Below are 21,838 nucleotides of genomic sequence, written 5' to 3' on the forward strand. Positions count from 1 at the left end.
CAAGCGCTTCGAAAAAGGCAATTTAGCTCCCGCTTAAACACTGGAAAAAAATGCCGAAACGAATCAAGACTCTAACTGTTTTGACTTTCGCGATTGATTTTCCAGTGTGATGATCTGCCCAATTGCCCCTTTGAACGAATGTCGGATCATAATGCTCTCTCGACCCTTTGCCGCATTGGCCATCGCCGCGGTCAGCCTCGTGATCGTCGCAAGCGGCTCTTTTTCGCAGCCAGTGTCTCCATTTGCGACGATGTCCACGCCGGAGCTTCGGCGGCTTTGCCGTGCGGGAAGTGCAGAAGCGTCCGTGCTGCCCGAAGCCGACGCAAATTCGATCCTTCAAGATTATGAGCAGTCACGGGCAGCTTGCGACCGGCTGGTGGAGGCCTCGGGCCTTCAGGGCGACGCGCTCGCAGACGCGCTCCTCGACCGTGGGAACCTCGAGGCACCAGGTCAAGACGATAAATACAAGCGGGCTTTGGCGGACTATGCCCGGGCAATCGAGATTTCACCCGGCTCCGCTGATGCCTACTGGCGGCGTGGCAAGGCAAACCTTCTTTGTTCGCGTAATCTCCCGGCTGCCTTAAAAGATCTCAATGAGGCCATTCGCATCGACCCCTCCCAAGCGGAGTTCTTTGTTACCCGTGCCTCGATCCTGGGCTGGCTCGGGGAGCCGGCACGGGCCCTGGCTGACCTCAACCAAGCACTCGCGCACGATCCTCGTTCGGTACATGCGTTGACCAACCGCGGCCTTGCTTACTTCAACAATGGCGACACCTCTCGGGCCCTTGCCGACTTCGACGCTGCCATAAGACTGTCTCCGAATGATTCCGGGCTCTATGGCTTTCGCGCCGCAGCCCGTCGCCAGGCCGGCGACGACACGGGGGCGAAGGCTGACGAAGCGAAGATGACCGAGCTGATGTTTGAAAAAGTGCAGTAAGCACAAGTGCGGGCTGCGCTTGCCGACCGCCTTTTCTATCGGACTGTGATCTCGGAAGAGCGTTAGCGACTGCCAGATCGATGACAGTTGCGCCTAACGGTGCGCTTGCGCGACCGTCCTTATCAACCCTTCGAAACCCTCATCGCCCCGACATCTCCGAAAATGCGTTGAACGGCCGCGATTTGATCCGCAGCGATATCGACCGAAACCTCAATGTCGCCGTCGAGGGCGCCGTCATGGCGAGTACCATCGGCGTGCGAGGCGTCTGCGCCGGATGCGCGCGAACCGGATGTGTTTCCGTCGGTGGCCGACTGTATAAAAATGTCGGGCCGCGACACGCCCTGCTGTTGAACCAGATGCTCGACCGCGAGGTCGGCGGCCTCACGCGTTGAGAAACTCGCGCGGATGGTAACGGTGCTGTCGTCCGCCATGATGATCTCCTTTGGCTTCAATGAAAGGGAAACTCTCAGGGTGCGCCGCTGTTGCGAAGTTTTCTGTCTTCTTCCCGGCAAGCGGTCCGCCGCACAGGTCGAAGCTCTTCTATGGTCGGCTGCCACCACTCAGCACCTTCCGCGTGTGGTACCTTCGCCGGCCATGTGCCTACGAGTTCGTCCAACCTCGGCTTCCGCCACAGACCCCAGACGTGATCTTCCGTGACGCTCGGATAGAATTCCGCCATCGCCTCTGGGTCGACGAGTTCCCCGGTGATCTCAGTGAAGATCACCAGGCCATATTGAATGCCGACGGCACGGTCCAAAGGAGGAAGGTCGTCGCTCGCCAAAGGGTATCGCCGCCTTTTCCGCTCGGCCGAGCGTAGTTTCGACTTCGCCTCCTCTTCCGAGCCTTTCCGGGCTTCAGCTCGACGCCGCCGTTCCTCAGGCTCGTTCCTTCTCGCCGCCTCCTCGATTGCCGGAGCAGAGCTGGACGTGGTGGCGGCTGCACCCGATTTCATGTCGATATTGGCAACAGCACGCTCATCTGCGGTGATTGCCACCGTATCGTCACGCATTGCGCTTCGTTACGGCCCGCTGTTGGGACTTGATGTCAGCCCCGTGCCACTCGCGCTGTCTTTTCCACCTGTGGCAATGGTGTGGCCGCTTCAGATGGATAGCGATCTCGGTTGCGCCTGGTTGCGGCAGCAGATCCGTGAGGCGATGATGAGGACGAACGGGAGCGACTTGGCGGATATCGCAGCGTGACGGCAGCAGGGGATTAGTGTCAGTTGGTAGGTATTTCGCCTTGAGATCCCATCAGGGGTGAGTAGCGGCCTGCACCGTGGCAGAGTGAGGTCGCTAGAAAACTCTCTGGAGGCCAACCATGCCGATGACAGCAGATCAATCTCAAGCGCCGACCGCCACTCTCGTCGATCTTGGCGCAATTTTCATCTCCTTGGAATTAAGCAAGTCGACCTGGCTGGTGACAGCTCTGTCGCCTTGTAGCGAGAAGATGTCTCGCCACACCGTGGCGGGAGGTGATTTAATTGGCCTGTTCGAATGCTTCACTGCGCTTCGCCAGAAAGCAAAACGGCGGAAGGACAGACTGTACCCGTTGGTCGTAATTCAGGAAGCCGGACTGGATGGCTTCTGGCTAGGCCGGGTACTCGACAAGGAAGCCTGGATAGAAAGCCACATTGTCGAGGCCGGATCGATCGCCATGCCGCGTCGACATCGTCGAGCGAAGACTGATCGTCTTGATGGAGAAACTCTAATCCGCGCGTTGATTGCATGGAAACGTGGCGAGCCGCGGGCCTGCTCAATGGTGAAGCTTCTCTTGCCCGAGGAAGAAGACAACCGACGGATTGGACGGGAGCGGAAAACGCTGATTGCGGAGCGTGTCTTCCACGTCAATCGGATAAAGGGTCTGCTGTTCACACAAGGAATACGGGAGTATGAGCCCGTCAATCGGGATCGACGGCAGCGTCTGGAAGAGCTTCGGACAGGCGATGGACGTCCGCTATCAAAACACCTGAAGGCCGAAGTCTGTAGAGAGCTTGACCGCCTCGAACTGATACTCACACAGATCAAAGCTGTCGAAGCCGAGCGAGATGCCTTGATCGTTCAGGAGACGCCGGAAACGCCGAAAGAAGCGGCCGCTCTCTTGGGCATCCGAGGAATTGGGCCTGAATTCGCTACAATACTGTACACGGAAGGCCTGTTCCGCCACTTCGACAACCGGCGCCAAATCGCATCGTATGCAGGCCTTGCCCCCTCCCCCTGGCAAAGCGGTAACGTCAATCGCGAGCAGGGCGTGTCAAAAGCCGGAAATCCACGTCTAAGAGCAACCATGGTCGAGCTCGCATGGCTGTGGTTACGGCACCAACCGACCTCAACGCTATCTTGCTGGTTTAAGAAGCGTATCGCACAAAACGGCGGCCGTTTGAAAAAGCCGATGATTGTGGCACTGGCTCGCAAGCTGCTCGTTGCACTGTGGAAATACGTGAGCTCCGGCGTCGTGATCGAAGGTGCAATCATGAAAACTACCTGAGGCGGGAAGTGCCTGTGATACCAGAATTCAAATCCTCAGGGTGTGATCAGCCCTGACGGATCCAGGTGAACGGACCGGGATTCCGTTTGGCTAAGAGCCGGTCTTGAGATTGGTCCCGTTCTCCTGAGCCCGCGCCCGCGAAAGCGGGAAATTGGTGCTGCCGTTTGGAGCGGCGACCGTATGTGAGGTTGTACAGGCTCGATAGCGAGCCGGTAAAGCGATGGGCTCAGACCATGGATCCGCTAAAAAAGGACGCTTTGTGATGACAACAAAATGAACCGTTGACAAAAAACCTGATGTGAGCGGAATCGAACCTTAGGACCCGCAGAGCGACAGCAATGCCGGCATTGATTTTCTTCTCATTCAAGCACAAGAACAGCTCTCGAAAGAGATGTGTTTTTGGCCCAAATCGGTCATTAACCCATTCTGGAAATGCCGTTGGCCTTCATCCAGCCGATCACTGCATCTGCATTCTTTTCTGGCGGATGTACGGGATAGAAGACGTGTTTAAGAACACCTGCTTCGATGATCATCGTCAGCCTTTTTAACAAGGTCATGCCACCGGCTTGGAACATTGGTAAGCTGAGAGCCGACGCGAGGAGGAGCGAGTGATCGGAGAGAAGCGGGAACGGGAGGTGAAGCCGTTCCGCAGCCTCTCGTTGGTATTCCGTTGTCTGTGTCGAGAGGCCAAATAAATGGCTCGCGCCTAGCTCCATTAATTCTGCGAAATGATCCCGGAACGCGCAGGATTGCGGTGTACATCCTCTCGCGCCAGGAATTGCATCCCACCCGTCAATAGCTTTGCCTCCGGGCGGGCTTGTCCTAGGATAAGCGTAGACTACAGAGAGGCCGGGACTGCACAGGTCCACGGTGGTCCCATCCGTAGCCTGCAAAGCAATGCTTGGCACTTCCATCCCAAGCAGATGCGTAGCCGCTCCATCGTCTTGGGAGACCAATTCGGCCTCGTCGTTCCCGAATTCGCTCATTGGTGTCTCGTTTTTTCGTTACACACGCCCTCAGCAGCCGCTGACGCTAGACAATTATCAGGCCACTGCAATGCTGACCCGAAGCGGACTATCTTCATCTACCATGATATTGCAATTCTCTGGAAAGTATCCCCATCATCAGGTCGTCATGCCAGACGCCGTCGACGAATGCAGTTTCTCGCTCCCGTCCCTCAACGATGAAGCCGCACTTTTGGTAGGCCCTAATAGCTCGCTCATTATAGGCTAGGACCCGTATGCCAATCCGGTGGAGGTCCAGTTCCGTGAAGGCGTGATGCAAAAGCAGTCGGATTGCTTCGCTTCCAAATCCCTTTCCTAGCTGCTGGGAATCGTAGATCGCAATTGCCATCGACACTCGTCGATCCTGAGCATTCACGCTATGAAGTTTGATTTCACCAATCAACTGCCCAGCAACTTCAATGATCCAGACGTATGGGTTGGCCGCGTGAGCACGAGCCCACGCTTCTGCTGCATCCATTGTCATAGCTTTGGTATCAGCATGGCTGACACCAAACATCCGCACAATTTCCTGGTTGTGTCCCAACGAAAAGCGGGCTGCGGCATCATCAGCTGTCGCGGGCCGTAGGCGCAAGCTTGGCCCTTCCATGCAGGTCATTATTGCCTCGATCGGAGTGTCTGGGGAAGGTAATCTATGCGAAACTAGGCTTCGCACAATCACTGCAGTTGGCGCAAGCTCCCAAAGCCACCGCCTTGAACCGAATCGCACCTACGGACGCGCTGTTTTTTCGCGTCGATCTCATTCGGACTCTTCAAAACGTCAGAGACTTCGAAATCCCAGTCCTGAATCGCGTTCACCAACAACTCGTCAATCATTAGAGGACCGTCTCGATTTTGTTAAAAGCGGTCGTCCTCACACATCTTCTCTTGTCTCGCTGCAAAAGTCTGGGTCCGGTCGAGGTGAAGACTGATCAGGATGGTGGCTCACGATCAACCGTCAGATCTGACAAGCTCTGCTTTGAGAATTGGATGGAAATGGATGAATAAATGGTGCTTAATAGCGTTTCAGGAATTGGATGGGAATAGATGGAAAAATGGAATTACTAAAAACGGCGACCGTCCGGATCACGCCCGAAATCCTGTCGCTGATCGCCGAAATCGACGAATTCAAAGGTGCCTGGCGTGCGATCGGCCGGATCGCGCCTGAGCGGTTGTCCAGCCTGAGACGTGTCGCCACGATCGAAAGCGTTGGCTCCTCCACACGTATTGAAGGGGCACGCCTAACCGACCGAGAGGTCGAAAAGCTGCTGGCAAACATTCGGCTGGGGTCGTTTACGACACGTGACGAGCAAGAGGTTGCCGGCTATGCGGAAGTGATGGAAACCATCTTCAGTGCTTACGAAGCTATTTCGTTTACCGAAAATCATATCCGTCAGCTACACCGCGACCTTCTTGCGCATTCGACGAAAGACGAGCGGCATCGCGGTGCCTACAAAACCGTTTCCAACAACGTAGAAGCATTTGACGAACAGGGCGAGAGCCTCGGTATAGTTTTCGAAACGGCGTCGCCGTTCGATACGCCGCGTCGAATGGAAGACCTGATCGCCTGGCTGGACGAGCAAGGGCGCGAAAAGCTGCTCCATCCACTTTTGGTCATCGCCATCTTCGTCGTCGTCTTCCTTGAAATCCACCCCTTTCAGGATGGCAATGGCCGCCTGTCGCGCATTCTAACCACCTTGTTGCTTCTGCGGGCCGGCTACGCTTACGTCCCCTACAGCTCGCTTGAAAGCATCATCGAGCAAAGCAAGGAGAGCTATTACATCTCGCTTCGCCGCACGCAGGGAACTATCCGCAGCGCCGAGCCCGACTGGAATCCCTGGATCGAGTTCTTTTTAAGAGCCTTGCATCGACAGAAGATCAGGCTTGAGAAGAAAATGGAGCGTGAGCGTATTATCCTCGCCGACATGCCGGAATTATCCGTCGCATTGCTCGAGTTGGCGCGCGAGCACGGGCGGATCACGGTTGCGGAGGCTGCCCGGATCACCCATGCAAGTCGTCACACCATCAAGGATCATCTTAAGGCACTTGTCGATCAAGGGCACCTCGTCCTTCGCGGTGGCGGCCGCGGTGCATGGTACGGTCTCGCCTAATTAAGGAGGCGTCAAGCTCATCTAAATGGGAACGCCTTGAGCCGATTCGAACCAGACATCCCCTGCTTCAGCCCCCTTGGCGGAGGCTTCAGAACCGGAATAGGCTGCGCTTGCCATCGGGCGCTCAGCCCACCAATGGTAAATGCCTGTACCCCCTCCGCGGGAACAATTTGGCGCACGAAGCGTTCTTTTAGGTTGCGACGTAAGGGGAAGTTTTGCAGGCACGTTCCGACAATATCGCCGAAGAGCGTTCTACGTTCCAGAGCAAGCATCAGCTTCTGGTCGAGGCCATTACCGATTACGCAATATATATGCTTGACCGCAATGGGATCATCACCAGTTGGAATGCAGGCGCCGAGCGATTCAAGGGTTACACCGAAGACGAGATCATTGGCGAACATTTCTCCCGGTTCTACACTCCGGAAGATATCGAGTCTGGGCTTCCCACGCGGGCGCTGGCAATAGCTGCCGAAGCCGGACGGTTCGAGAATGAGGGATGGCGGGTACGCAAGGATGGCAAACGTTTTTGGGCGCACGTCATTATTGATCCGGTTCGCAGTCGTGAGGGCGAACTGATCGGTTTTGCCAAAATCACGCGCGATCTAACCGAGCGGAAGGCTGCCGAGGTAGAACTCAAGAGAAGCGAACACCAGTTCAGGCTTCTCGTTCAGGGCGTGACGGACTATGCGATCTATCTCCTTGACCCCGAGGGGAATGTGACCAACTGGAATGTGGGCGCCCAGCGTATCAAAGGATACGAACCGCAAGAGATCATCGGCTCCCATTTTTCAAAGTTCTACACACCGGAGGACCTTGCAGACGATCTTCCCCGAAAGGCCCTCGCGGCGGCTGAAAGAGACGGGCGGTTCGAAAAGGAAGGCTGGAGGGTTCGCAAGGATGGTACCCGATTTTGGGCAAGTGTCGTTATAGACGCCATCCACAATGATGACGGCAGCTTGTTTGGCTTTGCGAAAGTTACGCGTGACATCACGGAGAAGCGCGAGGCGCAAAACTCACTGGATAGGACGCGCGAGGAACTCTTCCAGGCGCAGAAAATGGAAGTTGTGGGCCAGCTGGCCGGCGGCATGGCTCACGACTTCAATAACCTGTTAATGGCGATCCTGGGGAGCTTGGAGATCCTGCGCAAGCGAATTCCCGAAACGCCGGAAACCTCCCGTTTGCTCGATAATGCGGTCGAGGGTGCTCAACGAGGCGCGGCCTTAACCCAAAGAATGCTCGCTTTTTCCCGAAGGCAAGAACTCAAATTCGAACCCGTTGACGTTCTGGATCTCGTTCGCAGCATGACCGACCTTCTGCAGCGAACGCTTGGCCCCTCGATCCTGATTGAAACGCGCTTTCCGCTATCGCTTCCCAAGGTGTGGTCCGGCCCCAATCAGCTTGCAACCGCGATCCTCAACCTTGCCGTCAACGCTCGCGACGCCATGCCGAGTGGCGGGGCACTGATTTTCGGTGCCAAGCAGAAAAAGATCTCCGATGGAGAGCTGCCCGATCTCAAGGCGGGGAGCTATCTTTGCTTTTCCGTTCAGGACGAAGGGGCCGGCATGGATGCCGATACTCTTGCCAAAGCAGCGACACCGTTCTTCACGACCAAAGGCGTTGGAAAAGGCACTGGCCTCGGCCTGTCGATGGTCCAGGGGTTACTGGCACAGTCCGCAGGCCGACTGACTCTTAAGTCGAAAGTTGGAATAGGTACAACAGTGGAGCTCTGGCTTCGGATTGCCGACGCTTCAGATATCAAGGCGATCGCACCAGACCAGACCTCGACGCCGATTTCCGAACAGGCTATGGGACGCTCGCTGACGGTGCTGGCGGTGGACGACGACCCTCTGGTCCTGATGAACACAGTGCTGATGCTGGAAGATCTGGGTCACACCGTGCTCGAGGCTGCGTCTGCGGAGGAGGCCCTCGCCCAACTTCGCACGGCTGGCCATGTCGATTTGGTCGTCACCGATCACGCGATGCCCCGCATGACGGGCGCCGAGTTGGCGCAGAGCCTTCAGAAAACACACCCCGATCTTCCGGTTGTGATCGCCACCGGTTATTCAGCATTGCCAAACGGGCAAATCGCCGGGCACGCCCGCCTTTCCAAGCCATTTTCGCAAGTGCAATTGGACGATGTCATACGGCGGCTGATCTGACGGCGTCAGTGCCATTGGGCATTGCCAGGAGGTAGACGAAAATTGCAAGATGTTTCCGATGTTGACGGGTACTGTGCCTTTCGTTCATCTGGTCGATACAGACGCTGAGGTTTGCGCAACTCGGCCAACAATCGTTGTGCCAGTTCGCAGCGGCAATTGATTATTCTAGGTATGCCTCAAAGAGATGGCATTCGAAGCGCCTCGGCGGCCTCAGCCCTGTCTGAGCCGACTGAGTGGACCAGCGCTATGGCATCGAAACCCGTCCCGATCAAAAACAATCCCAGGCGTCGAACCAAACAGGGATCCAAGAGCCGAACGAACGTATCGGGTGCCGTAACCCTGCCGCGTAGGTTCAACGACGTCTGGACCATCGCGTTCACGCCAATTGAGTGAGAATACAGGCGCGACGTCGTCCGAGATGGTCCAGCCAACATCGACGGTGCCATCTTTTTCAGAAAGCGCGCCATACTTTATTGCGTTGGTAATCAGTTCGTGGAGACACAGTGCAATCGTTGTCGCCGCGTTTCGACTGATGGCCACATCCGGTCCGTTTACGTGGATACGGCTCAGCCCGTCGCTATTATAGGGCGACACGGTCAAGTCGATCACAGACGACAGCGAAACCTCTTCTCCACCGGCTTCGAATACTGCCGTGTGCACATTGGATAAGGCCTGCAGGCGGCCCGTGAAGTCAGCGGCCAGATCCTCCACCGTGGAAGCACCGCGCCGCGTCATCTGAAAAATCGAGGTCACACTGGCCAGAATATTCTTGATGCGATGGTTGAGCTCCAGCCGCAGCTCGACCTCACGCTCGATGGAATCTCGCACCTGTTTCTGTCGCAACCGCACAAGCAGGTTCGTCTGGATACTGTTGACCAGCTCCAACTGCGCTATCGGTCGCGTATGGAACACGAGCCGGGCGCCCGGCCAGTCTCGCTCCAGCTGAACGCGAATGCGAGCGATCGGTGCGGCCCGTTCCAGCAGTAGAAGAATGGGCACTTCCGACCAGTCTGGCTGCGCTGCGAGATGTTCGCCGATCGTAGCGACGACAGACGGATTCAGCGCTTCGTGGGTAATGACGATGACGCCGGGCGATGAAGACAGCAATGGGGCCAAATCGTCATTTGCCTTGACATGGTTGACCACCACATTTTGCTCACGCAAGAACGCGCCGATGTAGTCTGCGTCCTTCCGAAACGGAGCAAGGACGAGAACCCAGTCCAGCGTACTTTCGCTCTCGGCTTCATTCATTTCGGATCGGGCAGCGGGTTGTAGGAGACGACACTGACCTTTCCACTTTCGATCAGCAGTTCTTGGATGTTGAGGTCATGCGGCCCATGACGCTTTTTGACAACGGTGATGTTGCGACGCAGGCGCCCTTCATGCTCCATGATCCGCAGCAGGAGAACGGTGTCACCGAGAAAACTGACATCGACGTCGATGCCGACGTTCTGGCCAATCAGACCGTGCTGAGCAACGATCAGCATCGTCAGCACGCCGGATCGGGCCAGGAACTTGAGCAGTGACTGGATGTCGCGAACCGCCTTCTCCCGGTGCGGCAGCGAGTTCAGATAGCCCGTCAAGCTGTCGATAACGACAACGCGGGCCTTATTGTCAGTGACGGCGTCCTGAACGATCTGGCCAAATTCGCCAGGCGAAATCTCGTTCGGGTTAAAATCGCGAAGGATGAGCTTGCCATCCTTGTGGAACTGCCGAAGCTGCATCCCCAGACCTTCCGACCTCCGGAAGAATGTCTCCAGCCGCTCTTCGAAAAGGAACAGCGCAACGCTCTCGCCACGTTCGAGTGCTGCGGTCGCGTAGAGCGATGACATCGTCGACTTGCCGGTGCCCGATTGTCCGATGACAAGCGTCGTCGTACCGGCTTCCTGGCCGCCACCAAACATATCGTCGAGGGCTGCCACACCGGACTTGATAAGCTCTGGCTTGGTTGTTTCCGGCGCTGCGCTGGGCATGATGCGGGGGAAGACGACGACCCCCTCGCCTTCCCGGATCGCCATGTCGTGATAGCCATCGGCAACCGGCACGCCGCGCATCTTGGAAATCTCGATGCGACGGCGCACACCGCCATACTCTTCCAATGCCTTGTCGAGGCGGATGACCCCATGGGCCAGCCCTTCGACTTCCTCCCCGCTTCGGTCCTGACCGGGCGTTTGCGTATCCAGGAGAAGTGCCACGACGTTGCGCTTGGCAAGGAAGGACTTGAAGCCGATCAGCTCGCGGCGAAACCGGGGAGAGTCGCCGGTGATCAAGCGAATTTCCAGAAGGGAGTCGTAGACCAGACGGCGCGGCTTGTGTTCTTCGATCGCAGCCTCGATCGCTTTCCGGGTTTCATCAAGGCGAAGGTCGGCCGTCAGGAAGATGCTTTGATCATCGGCCTCGTTGACTGTTCCTGATGTCGCCAGCTCTTCGACACGAATGCCATCAAGCGTCCAACCATGCGAAACAGCGATCGCTTCGAGCTCGGCTTTCGTCTGCGACAGCGTCACATAGATGCAGCTTTCGCCTGCCTCCACGCCGGCGCGCAGAAACTGCAGCGCAGCAGTGGTTTTTCCGGACCCCGGCGCTCCCTGCAGCATGTAGAGATTGGATGCCGGCAAGCCGCCGCGCAGGATCTCATTCAGTCCCGTGATACCGGTGCTGACCACAGCGGGTGTTTTCTGTTTAGGCATGTCTCATCTTCCACAAAAATTGTTGGCGCATCCCTCTGCTGGAATTGGCGCACTATCACTGAACAATGCCTTGCTGTTATATGGGGTTTTGTCAAATCATCAATGATGGCGGGCGGTTGGGTGGCACCCGGCTCCTCAGAGCCGACGTGGACCAGGGCAGTGTTGAGTAAGGGATAAGATCATACGTTGGCACGCTCACCGTGCTGACGAAAGAATTATATCTGCCAATCTGGATATATCGAAAACAAAGACGCCATTGCGGCTCTCGCCGCCCTGACCCAGACCACTCGCCTCGAGATGTTTCGTCCGCTGGTGAAACATGAACCGCACGGTGTGGCAGCTGGCGAAATCGCACCGATGATGAATGTTCCCCCAGAACACGGTGTCCGCGCGCCTGGCAACTTTGTCCCGCGTCGGCTTAGTCAAAAGCGAGCGTCGCAGCCGAACCGTGCTCTACTGGGCCGACCTGGATGGCTCGAGTGACATGACCCTTTTCCTCAAGGACTGCTGCGGCAGTAATCCGCGTCCTAGTTTGTGGACGTAAACGCCTTGAAGGGATATGAACCAGCGACCTTTTCATCTTTGGCCTTTGTCTCCGATTTCAGCAAAATTCTGACGCAGTCTAAGCCTCCCCGCCGCTGGTTACCGTATTTATGCCGGCTGCGAGGTACGCGGCGTGCGCCTCCGATGCCACGGCCGACCCAAGCGCCAGGACGGCGACCCCGCGCCTAACCTTGGATATCCGCAGCGCACGCGTCATACTTGGAGCTTTCCTCCCACGTCGCGGGAGCACTTTGGACGAGCGCCTTGAGGTCGGATGGGCAGGAACGCTTAACAACCGATAATTGTCCAACCACTGCCGCTTTCGCGAATTCCAACATTCTTCGCCGGACGTGGACAATGTTCTCTGCACCCCATTCGTTCTCGCCATGCGGACCCCGAACGACAACGATTTCCTTGAGGCCCTTGGCGCGATTGTAGATGTCGAACGACCCCTCCAAGGATTCAGCAAAGTCCCATAGACCCCGAGCGATAAACAGGCCTGGCCACCGATCTACGTTCGAGAGGATTTCCGAACTCGGGAGGAACACCACATTGTCTTCGGTACGGAGCCGACCCTCATGAATCGCGCTCGCTTCCGATCGGTAGCCCACGCCGCTTAAAAACGGCGCGAGCGCGATAGCCCCTTTGACATTGTAGTGTAGCGGTGGGCCGGGCGGCACCTCGGGCCGATCATAGAAAACGTTCTCGACGAAATTTATGTGCATTGCCCATCCCACGATCATTGAACCCTGTGATGCGCCGCCAAGAACGATGGGTATGTCCCTCGCCTTTCGTCCGCCAAGCAACATCCCCGCCGACTGATCTCCAGCCATCAAAACGCCATCGGGCATGAGCGCCCGCAACCCACGCCCCGTCTCCAAGGCGTCCAGGCCTCGATAGATGTCCCGGGCTTGTTCAAGCGTGTTACTGTCGTTGTAGCCGCCTGATACTCCATGACCGCGCTTGTCGTATGCGAGGATGTCAAAGCCCGCTTCGTTCAAGGCAAGCAGGTAGTTTCGCCAGTTGTCCATGCCGAAGCGTTCGGACCGTTGGGTTGGAAATTTGGCGGCTACGAAGTCGCCAGTACGCGGATCACGGGTGTAGCATGCATCTGCTGGGTCGCTTAGCAGTGTCAGTTCCATACTCCGCCCGGAGTTGACGACTGCTAGAGCCCGGGTCTTCGCACCAGAGCCATCAACAACGCCATCTCCAAGCATATACCAGCCCCTGAGTTTAAGCGACGATGACAGGCCCAAATGCTTTTCTTCGTATGCTTCGCGGGGCACTTCGAATTCGATCGTGTACGTGCGGTCTTCGACTCGCGCGATTGGCTCTCGGTATCCGTTGCGAGCGAAAAACGCCGGACGCCTGATTTCAGTCAGGTCTACCTCACCGTGGGGATCGACCCTCCCGAAAGGGTCGACGGCCCCTGTTTCACGATACTCATGGGGAACTGTGACCAAGAGACGGCCTGAGGACTCAAGTGCTCGGTCAGGGTTGTCGCGGGCGGCTTTCCAGCGCGTCCGCAAACATTCGTCGGTGAAAGCCTCGACGTAGAAATCGCCGTTTACGCCGTCTGCTGGAAACTGCGCGGTGGGTGTGAATGGCACGCAGGCCAGACCCTCCGGGTCATTCATCATATAGCCAGGCAGGGTCTCGTTTCCATCCCAGCCGACTTTGCGCGTTCCCTCCGGACGAGGCGTGTTCGGGCCTACCTTAAACCGTTCCACCGAGTTCCACCCTTTCAACTATCCGTCCATACCAGACATAGTAATTGCTCAAATAGAAAAGAGGGGCGCGCGAGCGCCCCTCTCTATCTGGTCCGAGTGGAGGGTCGGACCATTGGGAGCTGTGAGGCAGCTACCGATCGAGGCGCATCGAATACGACCCGGAAACCAACATGAGCAATAGAGGTGTCGGCGGCCGCAGAACTGCGAGCGGCAATACGATATCGCCAGCAGTAGGATTTGTGGCAAAGAAAGGACCCGCCCTTCATTAGCTTATCCTTTTCGCGCGACGCCGCGGCATTGCGGATCTTCGCCTCCCGGCGCAGTGAATGGACTTTGAATGGCTCCGCAGTCCATTCCCAGACATTTCCAACCATGTTGTGCAGACCAAAGGCATTAGCGGCGAACTGATCGACCGGTGCAGTGCTGGCGAAACCGTCTACGGCCGTGTTGGAATTGGGAAACTCGCCTTGCCAGATGTTGCAGGGATTGAAATCGAGGTCGTCTGGTTCCTCATTACCCCAGGGATATTGCGCGTCAGCGTCGCCACCTCTCGCCGCCGTCTCCCATTCGATCTCGGAGGGGAGACGTCCGCCCGCCCATGTAGCAAATGCCTGCGCGTCGTTCCACGAGACATGGGTGACCGGGTGTCGCCCTCGCCCCGAGAGGCCAGAACCTGGACCTTCGGGAACATCCCATCGCGCGCCGTCGATGCGACCCCACCAGGGGGCTACTGCGGCCCGAATGTGCGCTTTGCCAACACCGAGAAACACGAAACTCCACCCATAGCGCTCGGCATCCGTGACGTGTCCCGTCTCTTCAACGAAGTCCCTGAACCAGTCGTTGGTGACCGCAAACGGGTCGATATAGTAGGCCTGAATTTGGGCCTGCCGGACGATGGCCTCCCCGTCTTGGGCAAAAACCGGCCTATTGGTTCCCGAGAATGTCCGCTGGGCCTCGATGCGCACAAACCGTTCCGGCATCATCCGATCCCGCGTCCAGTGCGGCACTGGAAGCGCGACACTCCGTGCGTCGCTGCGCGACGCCCCACAACCGCATCCACTCATCCGATTATTCTCCGCGTGGCGTTGGCCTTGCCGTCCCCAAAGTCTGCAGCAGCTATAGCCGGCCCGTAGTGCCCATGCGCGATGAGGATGTAGTCGTTGAGATTTTCGTCATGATGTGCGAGGCCGAACGCCCATAGACGGCGATAGAGCTCTTCCACCGTCGGCCGGACGCGATCCGGGATATCATCAAGCGGTCCTCGCCCAAGTTGGCGTTCGCCTTGCCCCATAGCGAGCAGGTTCACGAGTTCGCCGGGGTCCTCCTGCAGATCATAGAGCTCATCGTAATCGAACATGTTGTGCACAAGCTTCCAGCGTCCGCTGACCACGATCCGCTGCATTCCATAGACTTCGTTTCCGTTCGATTGGAAGAAGTGGTCTCGGGGAATTTCCTCGAGTGTCGCATCGCCAATAAGCCAAGGTGCCAAAGATAGCCCCGAGGAACGGCCGCTAGGGGTAACGCCGCAGAGATCGAGCAGTGTCGGGCCGATGTCCATGAGGGTCACTGGATAAGTACATTCTCGCGTGAACCGAGACGCTGCAATTCCAGGCCCGCCGATGACAAATGGCACATTATATGCCGAGCCGAAGGACGGCAGCCCTTTTCCCCAAAGACCATGCTCGCCAAGATAGTCGCCATGATCCGAGAGATATAGGACCACGGTCTCGTCCGCTTGACCAGACGCATCGAGCGCGTCGAGAAGCTTGCCGAAGAGGTGGTCTTCATAAGAGCAAAACGCCAGGTAGTGCCGTATTGCCTCACGATGTTCATCGGCCGTCAGTTGGTCGAACCGATCACGAGTGCGGCGATAAAGACCCGGTTTGTCAAACATCGGGTCCTCGAAATTTTCAGGCAGCACAATGTCGACCGGGTCATAAAGATCGAGGAAGCGTTTTGGCGGCGTATATGGATCGTGCGGACCGAGAGTGCCGACGAAGAGCATCCATGGTGCGTCGGTCGAAGCGGCGGATTGTATGAATTCAACGCCTCGCTCGGTGGCAAAGCGGTCGTCGAACGGGTCCTCGTCGGTCCCATAGTGCACGTATTCGGTCCAGCCCGGACGTAAAATTTCGCCACGGCCCCTTGGGCGGTCGACACGCCCAATTCCTCTGTACCTGCTCGCTTCCCTCGAAATGGACTCGTCATGCTGCCCAAAAACGTCCAGGCCATGTCCGTGGCCAGCCTGCGTCAGGAAAAGCTCCCGCCATCCGAGATCGCTCGGTTTTTGATGGTTGCTCACATGCCATTTTCCGGAGAAAGCAAGGTCATACCCCGCATCCAGGAAGTCTTGCGACCACCACGTCACATCTGGCCTCGGGCCGCGCGATAAGGCGTTGGCATTGTTGACGTTGTTCCAGACACCATGCTCGGACGGATAGAGGCTCGTGAAGAAACTGGTGCGGGAGGGACAGCAGTGAGGCGAAGGTGTCACCGCGTTCGTGAAAGAAGCGGCCCGTCGACGGAAGCGGTCAATATTGGGCGTGATGGCGCGCGCCCAGGCACCGTTGTGGATCGTCCGGCCATTTTGCTGATCCGTCATGAAGATCAGGATATTTGGCCGCTTGGTCTTCGCTTGCGGTTCCACGGCACACCTCAATAGTCGTATGGTGGCGGCTCGCGCCAGACCGGTGTTGCGGTCATCCAATCGGCAAGACTAAGCCGCATCGCTGCCCTGGCCTCGTCGAACGACCCGTTGACTAATGCTTTGCTCTTCTGCGGATCGTCGTCGAGATTGGCTAGAGCCGAAAGCTTCTGGTTCGAATGGGCGATCAGCTTGCAGCTCCCGTCCGTGACACCGTAGGCGAGCGTGTCGGCGCGCTGTTCTTCTGTCGAGATCACAAGCGTATTTTTCGTGCGATGTTTCATGGCTACGCTATTCCTCCCACACGACCAGTTGCCGACGACGTCAGGCCGGATCGTTGGGGTAGAATTTGCTTTCAAGTCGCTGCCGGAACAAATGAGAAATCGTCTGTAACCCATGACAGGAAGTCATAGCACAGCCTTGTCCGTTACGAACGATCGGCCTGGTAGAGGCGGCGAAAAGCATTAAGAAAAATATTTGCGATCGGAATATTGCGAGCGGCGCGCCGGAAAATCAGGCCTGCTGGCAACTGCCAAAGCGGCTCGATCGGCAGCGGCCTCACCCCGAATGTGAGTGCGACATTTTGGAGAAGCTCGGAACTGCAGAAAAGGAATTCACTATTGCTCGCGAGGCTCATTTTCACCACGATCGAACTCGTCTCCGCCTCAATCCTGGGCGGAGCAAGGTTATGTTTGCGGGAGAGGTTCGTGAGGCGGGCGACGTCGGCGGGATCGTTTTGGAAAACGACCCACGGGTAGGACAACAAGTCCTCAACCTCAATATCCGGCTTTTCCGCGAGCGGATGGCCGACCCTCGCGTAAACTACCTGAACTATGGTCCCGAGCGACTCCAATATCAGGTCTGGATCGGCTTGATATTCCTCGATCCCCATTGCGGCGACGTCGAGCTCGTCGTTTCGTAATTGCCTTATCAGAACAGGCGGCATATCGACGCTGAACGTCATGTGCGCGTTCGGCTTGATCTTGCGCGCTTCGACGGCCGCCTTAGGGAGCAGTGTCGTGGTCCAAACCGGCGTCCCGCCTATCCGCAGTGTTCCGGCGTCTCCATGCCCAAGAGCCTCAATTTCGGCGAGGCCGCGTTGCAGTTCAAGATCGGCCAGCCTCCCTTGGCGTGCAAGTATCTCACCGTACCGGGTTAGCGCAATACCGCGCGGAAGTCGCTCAAACAACTCGACGCCGAGAGTGGCCTCCAGCCGCTTTATGCTCTTCGTGAGCGCGGATTGGCTGAGACCTAACGCGTTCGCTGCCCCGGTCAGGCTGCGGTGGTCGACGACGGCAAGAAAGTGGCTGAGTGCAAGCGGTGACATGACCATTCTTCATGGGACAGAGAAGGAATCTCATTTGCGCTCCCTGAATCTCTCAGCCATTTTGTCGCACGGGATGAAAAAATGCAATGCATCCGTCGAGGAGGCGGATGTGGAGGAATGCCGTCCCGCCAGCGCAGAGGTTGCATTTGCGGGGCAAGTCCGTTGAGCCCCAGTCTTGCATTATAAAGCGCAGGCGCGATGATGCTCGTGCTCAATGGGAGGAATGAATGGACAAGATCGTCATCGAGGACCTTTGCCTCGAATACCGGAACGAGGAGACTGGCCAGCGGCACGTCGCCGTGAAGGACTTCTCGCTCAAGGTCCGGGAGAACGAATTCCTGTGCATCGTCGGGTCGAGCGGCTGCGGCAAGTCGACCGTGATCTCCGCCGTCGCCGGCTTCATCAAGCCGATCGGCGGCAAGCTTGAAATGGATGGCAAGGTTATCAAGGGCCCGAGCGCGGAACGCGGAATGGTATTCCAGGAATATGCGCTCATGCCGTGGCTCAATGTCATCGACAACGTTTCCTTCGGGCTCAAGATGCGCGGTATCCGCAAGAAGGAGCGCTATGAGACCGCCCGCCACTTCCTGATGATCGCGAATCTCGAAGAGGCTGCCTCAAAATATCCGCATGAACTATCAGGCGGAATGCGCCAGCGCGTGGCGGTGATCCGGACGCTCGCCAACCAGCCTCGCGTCATGATGATGGACGAACCCTTCGCAGCAGTCGATGCACAGACGCGGATGACATTGCAGGAGGAGCTCCTGAGGGTCTGGGAACAGTCCAAGATCACGGTCCTTTTCGTCACTCACTCCGTCGAGGAGGCCGTATTCCTTGGCGACCGCGTCGCCGTCCTCACCCCCGGACCTGGACGTGTTCGCGAGATCGTCCCGATCGACATCCCCCGAGCCGAGCGGAGCTGGGACACAATTGAGTCGGACCCGAAATATGTTCAATGTCGAGATCAAATTTTGCGTCTCGTCAGAACGAAGGCGGCCGCATGATGAACCGGAACCCACTCCACAAGACATTCATCGCGGCAATTGTCGTCGGAATCATCGTCGGAGGCTATGAAGCCTACTGCTACGGCACGGGCTACCGCAAGATCGCGGAGTTTCCGGATGGGCACGCTGGCGACACAGTCGCCATAGCGGTCGACTTCGACTTCGCACCAGAGACGTTCAACATGAACGTGCTCCAACAGTTCGGTCAGCTTGCGCGGGCGGACAAGAACACCGTGCTTCTCGATAACGTCAAGCGTGATGCGTTGATCCGCCTCGCTAGCAACTACTGGGTCGCCGACATCAGGCCCTGGGACAAGGGGGCTTGAGCGTGGCTAACGCAATCATCTCATCGGGAACAATGAACGACATGCTGAAACGCCGAATGATCAACCCTCGCTTCCTCCGCGGCCTCACCGGCTGCGCGGCGGTGGTGGTCCTATGGCAGCTCTCGGTGCCACTTGTCGGTCTCGAGCCGTATTTTTACCCCGCCCCGGTGGACGTGGTGCATGCGTTCGCTGAATTGATGCAGAAGGGCATCCTTCCGGCATATGTTTCGGACAGCCTCTACCGCTTCATCATCGGAGCGGTGATCGGTTGCAGCCTTGGGATTTTCTTCGGTTTGCTCATCGGCTTGAGCCGCGTTGCGTCGCAACTTCTGACGCCTTTGATAAGCTTCCTGTTCGCGATCGTGGAGATGGCGTGGATTCCGATCTTCGTGCTTTGGTGGGGCTACGGCCTCCTCACCATCACGGTGGCGCTTTCCTACGTTGTTTTCTTCCCGGTGCTCTACAACACACTGCTCGGTGTTAGGGCGGTGCCGTCATACCTCATCAACGCCACGCGTTCGCTTGGCGGCAGTCAGTTTAATGTGGTCTTCCAGACGATCATTCCGGCAGTCACCCCCAACATCATAACAGGTGTTCGGATGGGGGCGGGTTTCGCCTTCCGGGGTCTGATTTTTGCAGAGATCGTTGCCGCGAAAACCGGATTGGGATACCTCATCTTCGAGAGCGCCTCGTCTCAACAGACGGCCAGAACCATCGTTGGCATGATCGTCGTCGGCCTGCTGTGGCTGGCCATTGAAAAATTCTTCATCAAGCCTTTTGAACAGGCGACCGTCGAACGGTGGGGCCTCGTGACCCAGGAGGGAGGCCAGCAATGACCACACTAGCGCCTCGCAGGCCTCGCCTGAACACCTACTCGACCCAGAAATATGTCCTTGGCGCGGTCCCCTTTGTTGTCATCCTGGTGCTCTGGTGGCAGGCTCCCTCACTGTTCACCTATCCAGCATACGCGCTTCCGACACCTGCCAAAGTCTTTGGGAAATTCCAGACGCTGCTGATGAACGGCCAGCTGTGGCATCACATGGGCGCGAGCCTTTATCGTCTGGCGATCGGCTTCGTTCTCGGCAACGTGTTGGCTATCACGCTCGGCATTGCGATCAGCATGAGCAAGACTGTCGCCGACTACGTCCGGCCGATCCTCGTCTTCTTTCAGGCTGTAGCGGGCATCGCCTGGGTGCCGCTCGCAATCATCTGGTTTGGAATCGGCTTCGGACCCGTGCTGTTCGTCGTTACCAACACAATGTTCTTCGGCGCGCTTGGTAATACGATCTCTGGTGTACAGCAGATTCCTCGTGTCCTCTACCGAGCGGCGAGAAGCCACGGCGCGTCCAGGACTGCCGTTCTCCTACATGTTGTCATTCCCGGTGCCCTGGTGCAGATCATTCTCGGCTTCCGAACATCGATGGCCTATGGTTGGCGAGCGTTGGTCGCCGGGGAAATGCTCGCTGGAACGTCCGGACTTGGCTACCTGACGCTTGAAGCGGTGCAATGGTACGAGACGGAGTCAGTGGTTCTCGGCATGATCCTGATCGGGGTCATTTGGCTTTGCCTGGATCGGCTGCTCTTCAAGCCAATCGAGAATATGACCGTCCGAAAGTGGGGTCTAATTCAACGTTGACCCAGCATCTCCAAGAGCAGCCCCCGAAAACGGCCGGATCGCATCCGGCCGTTTCTCATGATGAAACGAAGAAACGACGGTGCCATGAATTTCTGTCATGTCGGATGGCATCTTTATCAGTAGACTGCGGGCCCTGCGTCGGCCATTTTCGCTCCACCGGCTGCCTTCAGATTTCGCACCGGAGGAGAATTCCACACAGTGCTTCGGGAGGAAACACATGTTCAAACAAATCATCGTCGCCGCATTCGCGATGGCTCTGCTTGCCTCGGCCGCCAGCGCCCAGAAGCTAACGGAAATCAAGGTCGGAGCAGGTCCTTCGACGGGGAGCTCGCCCGTCTTCGTCGGGATTGCGCAAGGCATTTTCGCCAAACATGGTCTCGACGTGAAGCTCGACATCCAGCAGATCGGCACTGAAATCATCAATGGCGTAGTCTCTCAAAATAATGACATAGGCCTCCTTGGCTCCACGCCGTTCATTACGGGCGTCAGCAAAGGCATGCCGCTGGTCCTGATTGGACATCTTCATGGCGATGCGTCACAGGACAGCTATTCGAGCGCCCAGTCCGTGATCGCCTCGAAACAGTCGGCTGTTGCGGACGTGAAGTCTTTCTCCGGCAAGCGCATCGGGCTTCCACGGGGCACCAGCGCCGAGACCTATGTCGCTGGCCTGATGGCGGAGCAGGGTCTCAAGATCGAAGATGCCATACTGATCAACCTGAAACCTGGCGACGTTGCCTCTGCGCTACGCAATGGGGACGTTGACATCGTTGCGGTCTGGGAACCCGTGGCCACCACCGCAGCAATCAAGATCCCCGGCGCGAAACGAATCCAGCAAGGCAACTGCCAGGCATGCTACGATCCCGGCGTGATCATCACGCATCGCGCCACGATCAAGGCCAAGAAGGACGTGCTTCAGAAGTTCATGCTGGCGATGGACGAGTCGATGGCCTGGCTCCGGACGTATCCCAAGGAAAGCGCTGAAATTGTGATGAAGTGGGTGCCGGGCGTCGATGCCGACGTCATGCTGGAGGCCATCAAGTACGAGGGCCGTGACGCCCGAATTTCGAAGAACACGATCGACGGGTACAACAGCAAGACAATTCCCTCGCTTGTCTCTGGCCAGAAGATTGACGCAGCATTCGATGTTACGCCAGCCGTAGACCCCAGTTTTTCTGTGAACGACCAGAAAGAGCATCCCGAGCTCTTCTCCGATCTGCCAGTTATCAAAGACGATAAGATGTTTTGA

At 57.3% G+C, this 21,838-nt stretch carries 20 protein-coding genes and 3 pseudogenes; 11 read left to right on the forward strand and 12 right to left on the reverse strand.

Annotation, left to right across the window (positions count from 1 at the left end):
• Positions 1 to 63: 63 nt before the first annotated feature.
• On the reverse strand, positions 64 to 258 hold the full coding sequence (locus GSF67_RS25970; RefSeq protein ID WP_035214586.1) for a hypothetical protein: 195 nt from the start codon (positions 256 to 258) through the stop codon (positions 64 to 66).
• A 46-nt stretch (positions 259 to 304) separates the two neighbouring features.
• Between GSF67_RS25970 and GSF67_RS24505 the strand changes: the two genes are divergently transcribed.
• Positions 305 to 937 (forward strand): tetratricopeptide repeat protein, encoded by a 633-nt coding sequence (locus GSF67_RS24505; protein WP_050813463.1) that lies wholly within the window; start codon positions 305 to 307, stop codon positions 935 to 937.
• Between the two features lie 122 nt (positions 938 to 1,059).
• Here the strand turns inward: GSF67_RS24505 and GSF67_RS24510 are convergent, their stop codons facing one another.
• The gene (locus GSF67_RS24510) at positions 1,060 to 1,368 is read right to left on the reverse strand and encodes a hypothetical protein (RefSeq protein WP_006310237.1); all 309 of its coding nucleotides are present in this window, start codon (positions 1,366 to 1,368) and stop codon (positions 1,060 to 1,062) included.
• A gap of 35 nt (positions 1,369 to 1,403) precedes the next feature.
• Positions 1,404 to 1,850, reverse strand: a pseudogene (locus GSF67_RS24515) (hypothetical protein); the annotation flags it as partial.
• On the opposite strand from GSF67_RS24515, the pseudogene GSF67_RS26145 reads away from it, so the two are divergent.
• Both GSF67_RS26145 and GSF67_RS24520 read left to right on the forward strand, forming a co-directional pair.
• A pseudogene (locus tag GSF67_RS26145) lies at positions 1,846 to 2,136 on the forward strand (LysR family transcriptional regulator); the annotation flags it as partial. The pseudogenes GSF67_RS24515 and GSF67_RS26145 overlap by 5 nt on opposite strands.
• A 124-nt stretch (positions 2,137 to 2,260) precedes the next feature.
• Positions 2,261 to 3,421, forward strand: a complete 1,161-nt coding sequence (locus tag GSF67_RS24520) for an IS110 family transposase (RefSeq protein ID WP_128822113.1) — start codon at positions 2,261 to 2,263, stop codon at positions 3,419 to 3,421.
• 416 nt (positions 3,422 to 3,837) lie between these two features.
• On the opposite strand, the gene GSF67_RS24525 is transcribed toward GSF67_RS24520, so the two are convergent.
• Positions 3,838 to 4,407: a peroxiredoxin gene (locus GSF67_RS24525; RefSeq protein WP_006316206.1), complete on the reverse strand. Its 570-nt coding sequence runs from the start codon at positions 4,405 to 4,407 to the stop codon at positions 3,838 to 3,840.
• 94 nt (positions 4,408 to 4,501) lie between these two features.
• Positions 4,502 to 5,041 (reverse strand): GNAT family N-acetyltransferase, encoded by a 540-nt coding sequence (locus tag GSF67_RS24530; protein WP_035216677.1) that lies wholly within the window; start codon positions 5,039 to 5,041, stop codon positions 4,502 to 4,504.
• 418 nt (positions 5,042 to 5,459) lie between these two features.
• Here GSF67_RS24530 and GSF67_RS24535 point away from each other — a divergent pair, with 418 nt between their 5' ends.
• Positions 5,460 to 6,533, forward strand: coding sequence for a Fic family protein (locus GSF67_RS24535; protein ID WP_006316203.1), 1,074 nt, complete (start codon positions 5,460 to 5,462; stop codon positions 6,531 to 6,533).
• Positions 6,534 to 6,748: 215 nt separating this feature from the next.
• Positions 6,749 to 8,692: a PAS domain-containing sensor histidine kinase gene (locus tag GSF67_RS24540; protein WP_006316202.1), complete on the forward strand. Its 1,944-nt coding sequence runs from the start codon at positions 6,749 to 6,751 to the stop codon at positions 8,690 to 8,692.
• A 210-nt stretch (positions 8,693 to 8,902) separates the two neighbouring features.
• On the opposite strand, the gene GSF67_RS24545 is transcribed toward GSF67_RS24540, so the two are convergent.
• Positions 8,903 to 9,943 (reverse strand): sensor histidine kinase, encoded by a 1,041-nt coding sequence (locus tag GSF67_RS24545; protein WP_006316201.1) that lies wholly within the window; start codon positions 9,941 to 9,943, stop codon positions 8,903 to 8,905.
• Complete coding sequence (locus tag GSF67_RS24550; protein ID WP_006316200.1) at positions 9,940 to 11,382, reverse strand: ATPase domain-containing protein; 1,443 nt, start codon at positions 11,380 to 11,382, stop codon at positions 9,940 to 9,942. The genes GSF67_RS24545 and GSF67_RS24550 overlap by 4 nt, the downstream gene beginning before the upstream one ends.
• A 237-nt stretch (positions 11,383 to 11,619) precedes the next feature.
• Between GSF67_RS24550 and GSF67_RS26150 the strand changes: the two are divergent.
• Positions 11,620 to 11,926, forward strand: a pseudogene (locus tag GSF67_RS26150) (ArsR/SmtB family transcription factor).
• A gap of 184 nt (positions 11,927 to 12,110) precedes the next feature.
• Here the strand turns inward: GSF67_RS26150 and GSF67_RS24555 are convergent.
• The 5 genes from GSF67_RS24555 to GSF67_RS24575 all read right to left on the reverse strand — a co-directional run bounded on the left by GSF67_RS24555 (position 12,111) and on the right by GSF67_RS24575 (position 17,626).
• On the reverse strand, positions 12,111 to 13,673 hold the full coding sequence (locus tag GSF67_RS24555) for an alpha/beta hydrolase (RefSeq protein WP_138921680.1): 1,563 nt from the start codon (positions 13,671 to 13,673) through the stop codon (positions 12,111 to 12,113).
• 65 nt (positions 13,674 to 13,738) lie between these two features.
• Positions 13,739 to 14,638, reverse strand: a complete 900-nt coding sequence (locus tag GSF67_RS24560; protein ID WP_244399927.1) for a formylglycine-generating enzyme family protein — start codon at positions 14,636 to 14,638, stop codon at positions 13,739 to 13,741.
• A gap of 77 nt (positions 14,639 to 14,715) precedes the next feature.
• Positions 14,716 to 16,302, reverse strand: a complete 1,587-nt coding sequence (locus GSF67_RS24565; RefSeq protein ID WP_006316196.1) for a sulfatase-like hydrolase/transferase — start codon at positions 16,300 to 16,302, stop codon at positions 14,716 to 14,718.
• An 8-nt stretch (positions 16,303 to 16,310) separates the two neighbouring features.
• On the reverse strand, positions 16,311 to 16,583 hold the full coding sequence (locus GSF67_RS24570) for a hypothetical protein (RefSeq protein ID WP_006316194.1): 273 nt from the start codon (positions 16,581 to 16,583) through the stop codon (positions 16,311 to 16,313).
• A gap of 143 nt (positions 16,584 to 16,726) precedes the next feature.
• The gene (locus GSF67_RS24575; RefSeq protein ID WP_006316193.1) at positions 16,727 to 17,626 is read right to left on the reverse strand and encodes a LysR family transcriptional regulator; all 900 of its coding nucleotides are present in this window, start codon (positions 17,624 to 17,626) and stop codon (positions 16,727 to 16,729) included.
• A gap of 227 nt (positions 17,627 to 17,853) precedes the next feature.
• Here GSF67_RS24575 and GSF67_RS24580 point away from each other — a divergent pair, with 227 nt between their 5' ends.
• From GSF67_RS24580 to GSF67_RS24600, 5 genes are all read left to right on the forward strand, one after another.
• Entirely contained in the window at positions 17,854 to 18,630 is a 777-nt protein-coding gene (locus tag GSF67_RS24580) for an ABC transporter ATP-binding protein (RefSeq protein WP_006316191.1), read from the forward strand.
• Entirely contained in the window at positions 18,627 to 18,956 is a 330-nt protein-coding gene (locus GSF67_RS24585) for a hypothetical protein (RefSeq protein ID WP_006316190.1), read from the forward strand. The genes GSF67_RS24580 and GSF67_RS24585 overlap by 4 nt, the downstream gene beginning before the upstream one ends.
• Positions 18,957 to 18,958: 2 nt before the next feature.
• Positions 18,959 to 19,792 carry an ABC transporter permease gene (locus tag GSF67_RS24590; RefSeq protein WP_128822107.1) on the forward strand — a complete coding sequence of 278 codons (834 nt, stop codon included), beginning with the start codon at positions 18,959 to 18,961 and terminating at the stop codon, positions 19,790 to 19,792.
• Positions 19,789 to 20,592 (forward strand): ABC transporter permease, encoded by an 804-nt coding sequence (locus tag GSF67_RS24595; protein WP_006316188.1) that lies wholly within the window; start codon positions 19,789 to 19,791, stop codon positions 20,590 to 20,592. Before GSF67_RS24590 ends, GSF67_RS24595 begins: the two co-directional genes overlap by 4 nt.
• A 217-nt stretch (positions 20,593 to 20,809) precedes the next feature.
• On the forward strand, positions 20,810 to 21,838 hold the full coding sequence (locus GSF67_RS24600; RefSeq protein WP_006316186.1) for an ABC transporter substrate-binding protein: 1,029 nt from the start codon (positions 20,810 to 20,812) through the stop codon (positions 21,836 to 21,838).

It is taken from the genome of Agrobacterium sp. CGMCC 11546 (assembly GCF_013365515.1).
Lineage (GTDB): Bacteria > Pseudomonadota > Alphaproteobacteria > Rhizobiales > Rhizobiaceae > Agrobacterium > Agrobacterium fabrum.

What these genes read in the sequence shown, in the direction of transcription:
- GSF67_RS24510 (WP_006310237.1), bottom strand. Translation starts at nt 1,368, where the DNA reads ATGGCGGACGACAGCACCGTTACCATCCGCGCGAGTTTCTCAACGCGT.
- GSF67_RS24520 (WP_128822113.1), top strand. Translation starts at nt 2,261, where the DNA reads ATGACAGCAGATCAATCTCAAGCGCCGACCGCCACTCTCGTCGATCTT.
- GSF67_RS24525 (WP_006316206.1), bottom strand. Translation starts at nt 4,407, where the DNA reads ATGAGCGAATTCGGGAACGACGAGGCCGAATTGGTCTCCCAAGACGAT.
- GSF67_RS24530 (WP_035216677.1), bottom strand. Translation starts at nt 5,041, where the DNA reads ATGACCTGCATGGAAGGGCCAAGCTTGCGCCTACGGCCCGCGACAGCT.
- GSF67_RS24535 (WP_006316203.1), top strand. Translation starts at nt 5,460, where the DNA reads ATGGGAATAGATGGAAAAATGGAATTACTAAAAACGGCGACCGTCCGG.
- GSF67_RS24545 (WP_006316201.1), bottom strand. Translation starts at nt 9,943, where the DNA reads ATGAATGAAGCCGAGAGCGAAAGTACGCTGGACTGGGTTCTCGTCCTT.
- GSF67_RS24550 (WP_006316200.1), bottom strand. Translation starts at nt 11,382, where the DNA reads ATGCCTAAACAGAAAACACCCGCTGTGGTCAGCACCGGTATCACGGGA.
- GSF67_RS24560 (WP_244399927.1), bottom strand. Translation starts at nt 14,638, where the DNA reads ATGATGCCGGAACGGTTTGTGCGCATCGAGGCCCAGCGGACATTCTCG.
- GSF67_RS24570 (WP_006316194.1), bottom strand. Translation starts at nt 16,583, where the DNA reads ATGAAACATCGCACGAAAAATACGCTTGTGATCTCGACAGAAGAACAG.
- GSF67_RS24575 (WP_006316193.1), bottom strand. Translation starts at nt 17,626, where the DNA reads ATGTCACCGCTTGCACTCAGCCACTTTCTTGCCGTCGTCGACCACCGC.
- GSF67_RS24580 (WP_006316191.1), top strand. Translation starts at nt 17,854, where the DNA reads ATGGACAAGATCGTCATCGAGGACCTTTGCCTCGAATACCGGAACGAG.
- GSF67_RS24585 (WP_006316190.1), top strand. Translation starts at nt 18,627, where the DNA reads ATGATGAACCGGAACCCACTCCACAAGACATTCATCGCGGCAATTGTC.
- GSF67_RS24595 (WP_006316188.1), top strand. Translation starts at nt 19,789, where the DNA reads ATGACCACACTAGCGCCTCGCAGGCCTCGCCTGAACACCTACTCGACC.
- GSF67_RS24600 (WP_006316186.1), top strand. Translation starts at nt 20,810, where the DNA reads ATGTTCAAACAAATCATCGTCGCCGCATTCGCGATGGCTCTGCTTGCC.